This is a genomic window from Streptosporangium sp. G12 (assembly GCF_052983175.1).
On the sequence record NZ_JBRIQO010000006.1, the window covers coordinates 333922 to 346524 of the forward strand.

Below are 12603 nucleotides of genomic sequence, written 5' to 3' on the forward strand. Positions count from 1 at the left end.
CTCGGGAGGCGACACACACCTAGGAGGGTTCATGGCTCCCGCACTGCTGTTCCCGCTCCAGCCCGCGCATCCCGATGTGGTCGTGCCCTTCGGGGAGCTGGTGAAAAGCGGCCTGGCCGGCCGGCTCTGGCTGGGGCAATCGGTGATGGCCGAGTCCCACCAGACGATCGCCTACCTGGCGGGCCGGGGTATCAAGGTGGCGTCCGGGCTGGGCGTGACACTGATGCCGCTGCGCCACCCGCTGGAGGCGGCCACCCAGGCGCGCAGCCTGGCGGTGCTCACCGGCAGGCCGGTCGTCGCCGGGTACGGCGCCGCCACCCCGGAGCTGGTCAAGGCGCTGCGCGGCGCGCCGTACGACAGGCCCGCCACGGCCGCGGCCGGCTACGCCCAGGCGCTGCGCGCCATCCTGGACGGCGAGACGCCCCCCGCCTCCTGCGAGGCGTACGCCGCCGGCGGGGGCGGGCTGCCCCCGATGAGGCACGCCCCCGTCGAGGTGGGCCTGGGCGTGCTGCGCCCGGGCATGGCGCGCAAGGCCGGCGCCGTGGCGGACGTGGCCATCACCTGGATGACGCCGCCCGGCTACGTGCGCGACACGCTGATGCCCGCCCTGGCCGAGGGCGCGGCGCGTCGCGCCGCGCCGCCTCGCGTCGCGGCCGTCGTGCACGTGGCGCTGGCCGGCGCCGGCCGCGACCCGCGCAGGCTCGCGCAGGCCGGGGCCGGGCACCACCTGCGGGCGCCGCACTACACCGACATGCTCAGGCGGGCCGGGGTGAGCGCCGATCCGGCCGACCCGCGCGCGGGCGCCGCGGCCCTGGTGGAGGCGGGGGTCTACGTGTACGGCACGGCGCAGGAGGTCGCCGAGCGGTTGCGCGGTTACCGCGAGGCGGGCGTCGAGGAGATCGTTCTCAACCCGGCGGGGGTGATGCGGACCGAGGGGTACAAGGCCGCGCTGGCCGACGCCGAGCAGATCCTCGACGCGATGGCCGGCGCCGATGACTAGCGCACCGCCCTTCGGCGCCGAACGCCTGCTCGTGCTCGCCACCGGGTCGCTCGGTGCCGCCTTCCTGCCGTACTGGCTCAACTGGCTGCGGCACGGCTACCCGCACCTGGAGGTCCGGGTGGTGCTGACCCGAAGCGCCGAGCGCTTCGTGACCCGGCAGTCGGTCGCGGCCATCACCGGCGGGGACGTGCCGCTCGACGTCTGGCCGCAGGAGCCGGGGCCGGGCTCGCCGCACGTGGAGTACGCGAGCTGGCCCGACACCGTCCTGGTCTACCCGGCGACCTACCACTTCTTGAGCCGGTTCGCCGGCGGCTGCGGCGACACGCCCGCCCTGCTGGCGCTGCAGTGCACCTCGGCGCTGATCGGGATCGCGCCCGCCCTGCCGCCCGGCGCGGCCGGCTCCTATGCCTACCGGCACAACCTCGCGGCGCTCAAGGACCGGCCCAACGTCGTGGTCGCCGACCCCGTGCCCACGCTGAGCACCCACACCAGGGAGCGCGACGCCCTGGCGGCCGCTCCCCTGTCCACCCTGATCGAACAGCTGGAGCGACGGCGCGAGCGGGAGGATCGATGAGCGAGATCAGCGAGATCAGCGAGATCGTCGAGTCGTTCGGCACCGGCTTCCTGCACACCACGATCGTCCGGCACGGCGAGGGCGACTACCTGTGGACCCGGCGGCCCGGGCCCGAGCGCCGCGAGGCGATGCGCGTGCCCGGAGCCGGGGTGCTCGCGGCCGTCCGGGCGCTGCCCGCGGGACCGGTCAGGCTCGCGCTGCCCGAGCGGGGCGACGGCGACGGCGTGAGCTACCGGACCGATCAGGCCGGCTCGCTGGCGGGCCTCTTCCTGCGGGGCGCGCCGGGTACGGCCCGGATCGCCGACACCCTGGCGCAGACCGGCGCGACCCTCGCCCGGCTGCACGGCGTGCCGGCGCCGCAGCCCGGCCTGCCGGCCCCCGAGGGGCCGCGGCGGCTGCTGTCGTGGCTGCTGGGCGGGGACGGGCCCGGTGCCGCGCCGCGGCTGCACCGGCACGCGGCCGACATCCTCGGCCCCGATCGCAGCGCCGAGGTCGCGGCGTGGTGCGCGCCGGCGCGGCCGCGCGTGCTGCTGCACGGCGCCCCCAGCCTGGGCACCTTGCTGCCCCTGACCTCGGAGCGGGACGGCGCCCTGCTGACCGGGGAGGACCTGAGCGCCGGCGCGCCGGAGTCCGACGTGGGCTGGCTCATCGGGGAACTGGTGGAGTTTCGCGAGCTGGCCGGCCGGTTCGGGCGCGCCGCCCTCGACTACGACGCCCTCATCGGCCGCGTGCTGGACGGGTACGGCGCCCCCCTGGACCTGGCCGCCGTGGGCAGGGCCGCCACGGTGCGTTTCCTGAGTCACGTGCACGACTTCGCCGCGTACGTCAAGTGGCACGCCATCCTGCCGGACTACCTCAGGCTCGTCGCCGACGTGATCGACGCGGCGCGGGCAGGGCGGCTGATCCGGCGATGAGGCGTCTGACGCTGGGCAACGGCCTGCGGGTGGTCGTGGAGGAGGAGCGTTCGGCGCCGGTGGCCGCCGTCGCCGTCCACTACGGTGTCGGTTTCCGGGGCGAGGGCTTCGCCGGGCTCGCCCACCTGTTCGAGCACCTGATGTTCGAGGGGCACTTCCAGCAGGTGGAAGGCATCGGGGGGTTCTGCAACGCCTCGACCCGGCAGGACTACACCGATTTCTACACCGTCGTGCCTGCCGGGGCCGTCGGCCGGGTGCTGGCCCTGGAGGCCGCTCGCATGCGCGCCCCGAAGATCACCGAACGGGCCGTGCGGGCACAGACCTCGGTGGTGCGCGAGGAGATCCTGGGCAAGACCCGCAAACCGTACGGCGGTTTTCCCTGGCCCAGGCTGTCGCCGGTGCTGTTTCGCGACGCCGCCAACGCCCACGACGGGTACGGCGACCACGAGTCGCTGCGCCAGGTCACCCTCGACGACTGCGAGGACTTCTTCGAACGTCACTACAGCCCGGCCAACGCCGTGGTCACGGTGTCGGGGGACGTCTCGGCGCAGGCGGTGCTGGAGGTCGTCGCACGCACCTTCGGGCGGATTCCCGCCAGGCCCGCCCCGGCGCCCGTCTCCTGGTGGGAGCCGCCGGCCGGGCCGCGGGAGGTCTCCTACCGCGATCGGCTCGCGCCGCTGCCGGCCCTGGCCGCCGGCCACCGGGTGCCCGACCCGGCATCCGGCGCCCACGTCGCGCTGTCGGCCCTGGCGGGCCTGCTCGCCGGGGGCGGCAGGCCACGGCTGCGCGAACGCCTCCGCCACGAGACGGGGCATACCATCACTTTCTCGGCGCGTGTCGGGCTGTTCGACTTTCTCGACGCCCGAGACCCCGACATGTGGGTGCTCACCGCGGTGCACCCGAGGGAGGTGCCCGCCGAGCGGGTGCTGGCCGCCGTGGACGCCGAGCTGGAGTCACTGGCCGCCGACGGGCCCGGCGAGCAGGAGCTGCGGCGCTGCCGCAGCGCCTGGCTCACCTCCCATCACCGGTCCATGGACCGCATCGCCAACCGGGTGCGCCTGCTGGGACGCTTCGAGCTGCTGTTCGGCGACGCCTCGGGCGCCGTGCGGCTGCCGGAGATCTACGCCGGGGTGAGCGCCGCGGACGTGGCGGCCGCGGCGCGCGGCCTGCGCCCGGACTCGCGCGCGCTGCTCACCGTCCGCCCGAAGGAGGAATGACGTGGATCGTACGCTCGCCAACGGCCTGCGGGTGCTGGCCCTGCGCCACGGCGCCACCCCCCTGGTCGAGGCGCGCCTGCACCTGCCCCGGCCCTGCCCGGCCCGGGGCGACCTGGCCTCGTCCATGCTGCTGGCGGCCTTCCTGTCGCAGCGCGAGGACATGGAGTCCGACGTCGAGCCCGACGTGGAGCTCGGCGCGGCGGCCGACGTCCACCAGATGACCGTCACCGCCCACGGCCCCGAGCCGCGACCGCTGGCGGCGGCGCTGGCGCGGGTGGTGCGGGCGCTGCCCGGCGAGGCCGAGGTGGAGCCGGCGCGCGGGCAGCTGATCGCCCAGCTGAAGATGGTGGGCGCCCACCACGACATCACGGTCAGGCACGAGCTGGCGCGGCACCTGTTCGGCGATCACCCGGTGGCCTTCCAGGTGAGCGAGCAGGACGTCGGGCGGTGGCCGCGACGGCCCTTGGACCCCTCCGGCGCCGTCCTGGTGATCCTGGGCCGCGACGACCCCGGGAGCCTGGCCGACGCCGTCGGCGAGGCGCTCGCCGGCTGGCCGGCGGCGTCGCGCCCCGCTGCGTCCCTGCCGCCGCTGCCGCCGCTGCCCGAGATCGAGGGCGGCCGGCTCGCGCTGCTGCCGCGGCCCGGCGCGCCGCAGTCGCGCGTCCGCCTGCGCGCGCAGGCGGTGACGGTCGAGCACCCGCGCTATCCGGCCCTCTTTCTGGCCCTCAACGTGCTGGGCGGCTACCTGTCCTCCCGGCTGTCGAGAAGCCTGCGCGAGGACAAGGGCTACGTGTACGGCGTCACGACCTTCTTCGACACCCACCCCGGCAGCGCGCTGCTGGCCATCGAGGCCGACACGGCGGCGGCCACCACCGGCGCCGCGCTCGAGGTGCTGGCCGCCGAGCTGCGCCGGATGCGGACCCACCCTCCCACCGAGCGGGAGATCGACTCCGCCCGGGCCTACGCGCTCGGTTCCATGGCCACCCGCCTGGCCCCGCGCGCGGCCTTCGCCTCCGCCCTCGCCGACATGGCGGCCAAGGGCAGGGACCCGCTGTGGCTGCTCGACTTCCCCCGCCGCCTGGCGGCCGTGCCCTCCGGCGACGTGGTGGCGGCGGCGAAGGACTTCTTCGCGCCCGGGCGCTTCTCCGGCCTGGTCGCCGCCGACCCCGGCACACTCGCCTGCCCCCCGTCCCTGTGAGCGGCGGGGCTTCTCGCCGGCCTTCGACGATGATGAGACATTGCCCCGGTAGCCGCCGCGCGGTGTCCGGGGGGAATGGCAAAGATCATGCGCATCATCGGGGCAGGTTTCGGCCGTACGGGAACGCTCTCGCTCAAGACGGCCCTGGAGCAGCTGGGGTACGGGCCGTGTCACCACATGAAGGAGGTGATCGAGCGGCCGGAGCAGATCCGCCGGTGGCTCGCCCTGGCCGAGGGACGGCCGGTGAGCTGGGAGGACCTGCTGCGGGGGTACCACTCGTGCGTGGACTGGCCCTCGGCCGCCTACTGGCGTGAGCTCGCCGGGCACTTTCCCGAGGCCAAGGTCGTGCTCACCGTGCGGGATCCGCAGTGCTGGCTGGCCAGCATGAACGCCACCGTCTTCAAGCAGCGCCGGCGCGAGCGCGGGCTCGGCGGCAGGGCGATGCGCGGGCTCTCCTCGCTGCTGGGCACCGACTTCGCCGCGTTCACGAAGATGACCAGGCTCACCGTCGAGGAGCGGGTTTTCGGCGGACGCTGGGAGGACCCCGCGGAGCTGCTGAGGACCTTCCAGGCGCACATCGACAACGTCGTGGCGGCGATCCCGCCCGGCAGGCTGTTGCGGTTCGAGGTCGGTCAGGGCTGGGAGCCGCTGTGCGGATTCCTCGGGGTGGCGGTGCCCGAGGGGCCGTTTCCTCAGGTCAACGACAGCGCGGACTTCGACAGGAACGCCCGGGCGAACCTCGCCGCCATGCTGCTGCGGCGAAGCGGTCAGGTCCGCTCGGGGCCGGGTGAGGGCTGATCGCCGATCACCGGTGCTCGCGGGCGAATCCCCGCAAAAATGTATACACTCTGTACATATATGTGGTCGCGCCGCGTGCGCGCTTCCCGGGAGGTGGACCGTGACGCACCCCAGCCCGCCCCTCAGCCCGCCCGCCCGGCGCGGGCGTGGGCGCCGCCCGGCCGACCAGGTGCGCCGGGAGGTCCTGCGGGCGGCCGGTGAGCTCCTGCTGGCCGAGGGCATGGCCGGTTTCACCGTCGAGAAGGTCGCCGCCCTGGCGGGCGCGAGCCGGGTCACGCTGCACAAGTGGTGGCCCTCCAAGGGGGCGTTGGCCCTGGAGGGCTACTTCGGCGTGGTCGGCCCCGTCCTGGCCTTTCCCGACAGCGGCGACATCGCCGCCGATCTCACCGCGCAGCTGAAGGCGTTCGTACGCCTGATGCGCGACACCCGGGCCGGGACCGTCGTGCCGCAGCTCATCGGCCAGGCCCAGACCGATCCCGATCTGGCGGCGGTCTACCGCGAGCACTACTCGGGCCCGCGCCGGGCTCTGGCCGTGCAGGCCCTGGAAAAGGCCGGGCGGCGCGGTCAGCTGCGGCCGGGCCTGGATCCCGAGGTGGTCGTCGACCAGCTGTGGGGCGCCTGCTACCACCGGCTTCTCATCCCCGACCGGCCGCTGACCGAGGAGTTCGCCGAGGCCCTGGTCGCCAACCTGCTGGGCGGCATCGCCGCCTCCACGTCGCCCTCCTCCTCCTCCTCCGCCGAGGAGGACGGGCGGGAAAACCGGCGCTAGGGAACGGTCAGCGCTGGGAGACCCAGTGCAGCGACAGGTCGGTGGCCTTGCGCTCGGCCCTGATCTCCATCCACTCGCCGAGGATCGTGGCGTGGTCCATGACGACCAGGGCGCCCTGGTCGTCATAGGTCGCCCGCTCGCTGACGAAGACCGGGCTGCCCGCCGGATGCCGCAGCCGCGCCGCGACCGGGGCGGTGAGCAGGGCCGGCCTGATCCGTTCGGTCGCCCGGTGCACGCGCGCGCCGGCGCCGGCGAGCGCGGTGTACAGCGGGGTCTCGGTGAAATCGGTCCCCTTGATCGCCGAGGCGTGCGGCTCGGCGACCCAGGAGATCTGGTGGACGGCGGGCCGGCCCAGCAGGTGCCGTACGCGTGCCAGCCGCAGGACCCGAGGGCCGGACGGTGAGTCGCCCAGCAGCCGGGTGAGCGAGCGCGGGGCCTGCCGGATCGCGGCCGAGAGCACCTCGGTGCGCAGGGGGTAGCCCTGCCTGCGCAGATCGTCGCCGAGACTGCGCAGCGTGTCGAGGGGGTATTCCGCGCTGGCCGGCGTCACGTAGGTGCCGCGGCCGGCCCGCTGGACGATCAGGCCCTCGCCGCTGAGGACCTGCAACGCCTGCCGCAGCGTCATCATCGTCACGCCGTAGAAGGCGCTGAGCTCACGCTGCGCGGGCAACGCCTCGCCCGCGCGGTAGTGGCCCGACCTGATCTTTTGGGTCAGGTCGTCGGCGATGGCGCGGTAGCGGGGCGTACTGCTCATCGGGCTCCCTGGTCGAGTGCGCGTCGAATGCTCGCCACGTATTCTCCCAGCTCGCCTGGCCGGGCGCCGTCGAGGAGCCTGCGCATCAGCGCCGAAGCCACCACGACGCCGTCGGCATGACCCGCCAGCTCGGCGGCCTGCGCCGGGTTGGAGACCCCGAAGCCGAACAGGACCGGCCGGTCGGTGAGTCCCTTGAGCTCGCGGCCGAGCCGGGCGGCCCGCTCGGGAACCTCGCCGCGCTCGCCGGTGGTGCCCATGCGGGTCAGGGCGTAGACGAAGCCCCGGCTGCGTTCGGCGATCTCGCGCAGCCTGGCCCGGGAGGAGGACGGAGCGGCGAGCAGCGCGAGGTCCAGGCCCTCGGCCGCCGCGGCGTCGGCCAGCTCCCCGACCTCCTCCAGCGGCGAGTCGGGCACGATCAGCCCGCGCAGCCCGCTCGCGGTGAGCGCCGCGCAGAACCGCGCGGCGCTCTGCTGCACCACCAGATTGCTGTAGGTCATCGCGATGAGCGGCACGTCGACGTCGAGCGTCGCGACCTTCTCGAGGATCCCCCTGACCGTGGTCCCGGCCGCGATCGCCCGGTCGGAGGCCTCCTGGATCGTGACGCCGTCCAGCATGGGATCGGAGAAGGGGAAGCCCAGCTCGACGGCGTCGGCTCCGGCGTCGGCGTAGGCGTGGACGACGTCCGCCCACCCGGGGGCGACCCCGGCGGTGACATAGGGCACCAGCAGGGGACGCCCCGTGCCGCGGCGCGCGACCAGGAACTCTTCCAGGGACTCGCTCACAGCAGCTCCTTGAGGGAGGCGATGTCCTTGTCTCCCCTGCCGGAGAGAGTCAGCATCACGGTCGACCCCGGCGCGATCTCGCCGGACCTGGCGGCCCGGATCACCCAGGCCACGGCGTGCGAGGACTCCAGCGCGGCCAGGATCCCCTCGGTGCGGGCCAGGCACAGCAGCGCCTGGAGGACCTCCTCGTCGTTCACGGTCTCGTAGCGGGCGCGCCCCCCGTCGCGTAGATGGGCGTGCTCGGGGCCGATCCCCGGATAGTCGAGGCCGGCCGCGACCGAGTGGGCCTCCGTCACCTGGCCGTCCTCGTCCTGGAGGACCAGCGAGCGGAAGCCGTGCAGCACCCCGGCCCTGCCGAAGGTCGCCGCCGCGCCGCCCTCGGCCTCGACCCCGACGAGCCGGGCGGTGGTGTCGACGAAGCCGGCGAACGTGCCCGCGGCGTTGGAGCCGCCGCCGACGCAGGCGACCACGTAGTCGGGCACGCCGACGGGGAGCTCGGCGGCGCACTGGGCGCGGGCCTCCTCGCCGATCACCCGCTGGAACTCGCGCACCATCCACGGATAGGGATGCGGGCCCATCACCGACCCGACGCAGTAGTAGGAGTCGTCCACCGACGACACCCAGTGCCGCATCGCCTCGTTGCAGGCGTCCTTGAGGGTGCGGCTCCCGGTCGTGACCGGCACGACCTTCGCGCCCAGCGCGTTCATCCGCAGAACGTTGAGCTCCTGCCGTTCGATGTCGCGCTCGCCCATGAACACGGTCGCCTCGAGGCCCAGGAGCGCCGCGGCGGTGGCCGTGGCGACGCCGTGCTGGCCCGCGCCGGTCTCGGCCAGCACCCGTTTCCTGCCCATCCGGTGAGCGAGCAGCGCCTGGCCGATCACATTGTTGATCTTGTGTGAGCCGGTGTGCGCGAGATCCTCGCGTTTGAGGAGCAAGGTGATGCCGAGCTCGCGGGACAGCCGCCAGGCGGGGGTCAGCGGAGTGGGACGCCCCGCGTAGACCGTGAGCAGGGTGTCGAGCCTGCCGCGGAACTCGGGGTCGCTCCAGGCCTCGCGGAAGGCCGCCTCGATCTCGTGGCAGGCCGGGACCAGCGACTCCGGCACGTACCGCCCGCCGTAGGTTCCGAACCGGCCGGTGGCGCCGGGGTCGCTCATCGCGCGGGCGGGCACCGTGACGCCCTGCCGATCGGACCGGGACATCTCGCCCATGATCGCCTTCCCTCTACTGTTCTAGAACAGCCGTCTCAGTTCTAGAACAGTAGCCCAGGGCCGCCGATCGGCAAACCCCGGATCCCGGCGAAACCGGCGGCAATCGCGGAAAGTCCAGCGAGCCCGCCCCGGAGCTGTGGAGACTCCCGCCGTCGGCGGTCCGGCCGAAGTCCTCGGAATCTTCGACCGCGAGGCCCGCCGCGGTCACCAGATTCGCGAGGACACCTCCGAGGCGAGCCGCACACCGCGGTGATCGGTGCCCGACGGCCGCTCCCCTCCTCCCACCGGAGGGCTCGCGTTCGAGACCAGCCCATCACGCCGCTTGCGCGCCACGCGGCCCGGCAGGCCATCGTCTTGCCTTGTCGGCAAGATTGCACGCCTGCGGCGCATGAGGCTCCTAGCGTGGTCGCCATGACACCCACAGCCCCGCACACGGCGCACCACCACCACGACGCCCGGTCCGATCACCAGCACGGACGGGAGCACGACACCGAGGGCGAGATGGCCCAGCTGCTCGACCTGGACGCCGAAGTGCTCGCCGACCACATCGCGTCCATCGTCGCCTGGCTGCCCGTCGCGGCCGCCCCCCGGCGGATCGTGGATCTGGGGTCCGGTACCGGGGCGGGCACCTTCGCGCTGCTGGGGCGCTTCCCCGAGGCCGAGGTGATCGCCGTCGACGCCTCGCCCCACCACCTGGGCCGCCTGCGCGACAAGGCGGCGTCGCAGGGCCTGGCCGGCCGGATCCGCACCGTGCAGGCCGACCTCGACGGGGCGTGGCCCGAGCTCGGCGCGCCCGAACTGGTCTGGGCGTCGGCCTCGTTGCATCACATGGCCGATCCCGACCGCACCCTGCGCCAGGTGCACGACGCGCTCGCGCCGGGCGGACTGCTCGCCGTCGTCGAACTGTCCGGCTTCCCGCGGTTCCTGCCGGAAGACGCCCCGAAGGACCGGCCCGGTCTCGAGGAACGCTGCCACGCGGCGCTCGCCGACCGTCATGCCGAGCAGATGCCGCACCGCGGCGCCGACTGGGGCCCCCGGCTGGCCGCCGCCGGCTTCACCGTCGAGGGCGAACGCACGATCACCGTGAACCTGGAGCCGCCGCGCTCCGAGGCGGTCGGCCGCTACGCGCTGAACGGCCTGCGGCGCGTGCGCGCCGGCGTCGCCGGGTCGCTCCACGCCGAGGACCTCGCCGCTCTCGACCGGTTGCTCGACATCGACGACCCCCACGGCATCCTGCGCAGGGACGACCTGACGGTGCGCACCGAACGCACCGTGTGGGCGGCACGACGACAGGGACGCTCCGCTCACCCCGCCGGCCGGCCGGACCGCGCTACCTGATCCTCACCCGTCCCGGTGGGCACCGACACCCACCGCCCGGCCGGGAGACCTATCGGACCGTCAGCCGGTCCAGGTGGTAATGCACACTCGCCATGGCCTGGCCGGGATCGCGCACGCCGAGCAGGATGTCGAAGGCCAGGCCCTCGATCATGGCGAGCAGCGCGATCGACTCGCGTTCGGCGTCCAGCTCGGGCCGCAGCTCGCCGGCCCGCTGGGCCTGGCCGATCAGTTCGGCGACCCGGTCGTGCAGCCAGTGGTACCCCTCCCGCAGGGGCTCCGCCAGGTGGGGGGCGTCCGCGGCGCGGACGCCGAACGCCTGGACGACGCGGCGTTCGGCCCGGCGGCGGGCGTCCAGCGGCAGCATCTCGGTGACCATCACCCGCAGGACGGCCCGCTCGGAGACGGTGCCGCCGGTGTCGCCGGTGTCGCCGAGTCCGGCCACGATCCGCGCGGTGACCTGCTCGCCCGTGTAGTCGATCACGTGCCGGAGCAGCTCGTCCTTGCTGCGGAAGTAGTGCTGCACGGCCCCGAGCGAGATGCCCGCCTCGACGGCGATGTCGCGCAGCGTGGCGCGGTCCAGCCCGTGGCGGCCCGCGATGCGCAGCACGGCCTCGGCGATGTGCCGGCGCCGTTCGTCGTGATCGACCTGCTTCGGCATGCCCTCCCCTTTTCCATACGTACGCATTATAATACACCGGTATGGCAACCGTTGCGTTCTTCGCCCCCGCCGCCTCCGGACACGTCAACCCCACGCTGGGTCTCGCCGCCGAGCTCGTACGGCGCGGCCACCGGGTCACCTACGCCACCACGGCGGCATACGCCGAGCGCGTCGCCGAGACCGGCGCCGAGATCGTCCCGGTCACCTCCACCTGGGAGGGCCGCGACGACATCGAGGCGCCGCAGATGCACGGCAAGGGGCTCGCCCGCGCCATGGGCCTGCTGCTCGAGGAGACAAGGGCGATGCTCCCGCAGGTGAGCGGGGGCCCGCCCCCCGACCTGGTGGTCCACGACGGGCCGATGGGCTGGTGGGGCCGGGTCCTGGCCCGGCGATGGCAGGTGCCCGCGGTGGAGACCTGGCCCAACCTGGTCAGCAACGAGCACTGGTCGATGGCCACCGAGTACACGAAGTTCAACCCGCTGAGCCCGCGCTTCCTGCTCATGGCCGTCCGGCTGGACCGCTTCCTGCGGGCGGAGGGGTTCCGCGACATGCAGGCGTTCATGCGGGGCGACGAGGCCGCGCTCAGGCTGGTGATGCTGCCGCGTGCCTTCCAGTACGCCGGCGAGACCTTCACCGACCGGTACGCCTTCGTCGGCCCGGGCATCGCCGAGCGCGCCTACCAGGGCGGCTGGGACCCCTCCGGTGATCTCCCGGTGGCGCTGGTCTCACTGGGCACCGCCTACAACGACCGGCCCGACTTCTACCGCACCGTGCTGCGCGCGGCGGCGGATCGGCCCTGGCAGGTCGTGCTGGCCGTGGGCGAGGTGGACCCGAGGACGCTGGGACCGGTGCCGCCCAACGTTGAGGTGCACCGGCACGCGCCGCAGCCGGCCGTGCTGCGCCACGCGCGGGCGTTCGTCACGCACGCCGGGATGGGCGGCACGATGGAGAGCCTGCACTTCGGGGTGCCGATGGTGGCGGTGCCGCAGATGGCCGAGCAGCAGGCCAACGCCGACCGCATCGCCGCACTGGGCCTCGGCACGGTGCTGCCGCCGGGCGAGGTCACCCCCGACGCGCTGTGGCGGGCCGTGGAGGACGTGGCCGGCGACGAGCACGTTCGCGAGCGGCTGGCGTGGATGCGGCGGGAGATGGCCGCCGCGGGCGGGGCTCCGGCGGCGGCCGACGCGGTGGAGAAGGTCCTCGGCCGCCGGTGACGTGACCCCGCGAACCGTCGAGCCCGGCAGGGCGTGGATCTCTCCCGGATCGGCGATCATTGATAAGGTCCGTCGAAGGTGCGCCGGGAAGTCTGGTCGGTAGTTCTGTCGCCGATCCCGGAAGGGCCCTCATGCGTGCTCGTGACCTGCTCGTCGATTTTCCCACCGTCACCCTCGGC

13 protein-coding genes are annotated in these 12603 nt (G+C 74.0%); 9 read left to right on the forward strand and 4 right to left on the reverse strand.

The features are described from left to right. Window positions 1–31 precede the first annotated feature (31 nt). The 7 genes from ACVCAG_RS12280 to ACVCAG_RS12310 all read left to right on the forward strand — a co-directional run bounded on the left by ACVCAG_RS12280 (window position 32) and on the right by ACVCAG_RS12310 (window position 6470). Window positions 32–1000: an LLM class flavin-dependent oxidoreductase gene (locus ACVCAG_RS12280; RefSeq protein ID WP_440083475.1), complete on the forward strand. Its 969-nt coding sequence runs from the start codon at window positions 32–34 to the stop codon at window positions 998–1000. Next, on the forward strand, window positions 993–1574 hold the full coding sequence (locus tag ACVCAG_RS12285; RefSeq protein ID WP_440083477.1) for a flavoprotein: 582 nt from the start codon (window positions 993–995) through the stop codon (window positions 1572–1574). The genes ACVCAG_RS12280 and ACVCAG_RS12285 overlap by 8 nt, the downstream gene beginning before the upstream one ends. Then, window positions 1571–2488, forward strand: coding sequence for a hypothetical protein (locus ACVCAG_RS12290; protein WP_440083478.1), 918 nt, complete (start codon window positions 1571–1573; stop codon window positions 2486–2488). The genes ACVCAG_RS12285 and ACVCAG_RS12290 overlap by 4 nt, the downstream gene beginning before the upstream one ends. After that, window positions 2485–3705, forward strand: a complete 1221-nt coding sequence (locus tag ACVCAG_RS12295; RefSeq protein ID WP_440083479.1) for an insulinase family protein — start codon at window positions 2485–2487, stop codon at window positions 3703–3705. Before ACVCAG_RS12290 ends, ACVCAG_RS12295 begins: the two co-directional genes overlap by 4 nt. Before the next feature lies 1 nt (window position 3706). Continuing rightward, window positions 3707–4903, forward strand: a complete 1197-nt coding sequence (locus ACVCAG_RS12300; protein ID WP_440083480.1) for an insulinase family protein — start codon at window positions 3707–3709, stop codon at window positions 4901–4903. Window positions 4904–4990: 87 nt separating this feature from the next. After that, window positions 4991–5701 (forward strand): sulfotransferase, encoded by a 711-nt coding sequence (locus ACVCAG_RS12305; protein ID WP_440083481.1) that lies wholly within the window; start codon window positions 4991–4993, stop codon window positions 5699–5701. 100 nt (window positions 5702–5801) lie between these two features. After that, window positions 5802–6470, forward strand: a complete 669-nt coding sequence (locus ACVCAG_RS12310; RefSeq protein ID WP_440083482.1) for a TetR/AcrR family transcriptional regulator C-terminal ligand-binding domain-containing protein — start codon at window positions 5802–5804, stop codon at window positions 6468–6470. Between the two features lie 7 nt (window positions 6471–6477). Here the strand turns inward: ACVCAG_RS12310 and ACVCAG_RS12315 are convergent, their stop codons facing one another. From ACVCAG_RS12315 to trpB, 3 genes are read right to left on the reverse strand one after another with little or no spacing between them, the layout of a single operon-like run. Continuing rightward, window positions 6478–7224, reverse strand: a complete 747-nt coding sequence (locus ACVCAG_RS12315) for a UTRA domain-containing protein (RefSeq protein ID WP_440083483.1) — start codon at window positions 7222–7224, stop codon at window positions 6478–6480. Further along, on the reverse strand, window positions 7221–8006 hold the full coding sequence (gene trpA / locus ACVCAG_RS12320; protein ID WP_440083484.1) for a tryptophan synthase subunit alpha: 786 nt from the start codon (window positions 8004–8006) through the stop codon (window positions 7221–7223). Before trpA ends, ACVCAG_RS12315 begins: the two co-directional genes overlap by 4 nt. Further along, complete coding sequence (gene trpB / locus ACVCAG_RS12325) at window positions 8003–9205, reverse strand: tryptophan synthase subunit beta (protein WP_440083485.1); 1203 nt, start codon at window positions 9203–9205, stop codon at window positions 8003–8005. Before trpB ends, trpA begins: the two co-directional genes overlap by 4 nt. Window positions 9206–9625: 420 nt before the next feature. On the opposite strand from trpB, the gene ACVCAG_RS12330 reads away from it, so the two are divergent. Further along, window positions 9626–10552 carry a methyltransferase domain-containing protein gene (locus ACVCAG_RS12330; protein ID WP_440083486.1) on the forward strand — a complete coding sequence of 309 codons (927 nt, stop codon included), beginning with the start codon at window positions 9626–9628 and terminating at the stop codon, window positions 10550–10552. Between the two features lie 49 nt (window positions 10553–10601). Here ACVCAG_RS12330 and ACVCAG_RS12335 read toward each other — a convergent pair whose 3' ends face one another. Continuing rightward, window positions 10602–11210, reverse strand: coding sequence for a TetR family transcriptional regulator C-terminal domain-containing protein (locus tag ACVCAG_RS12335; protein ID WP_440083487.1), 609 nt, complete (start codon window positions 11208–11210; stop codon window positions 10602–10604). Between the two features lie 41 nt (window positions 11211–11251). On the opposite strand from ACVCAG_RS12335, the gene ACVCAG_RS12340 reads away from it, so the two are divergent. Next, complete coding sequence (locus tag ACVCAG_RS12340; RefSeq protein WP_440083488.1) at window positions 11252–12424, forward strand: macrolide family glycosyltransferase; 1173 nt, start codon at window positions 11252–11254, stop codon at window positions 12422–12424. The last annotated feature ends 179 nt before the right edge of the window (window positions 12425–12603 follow it).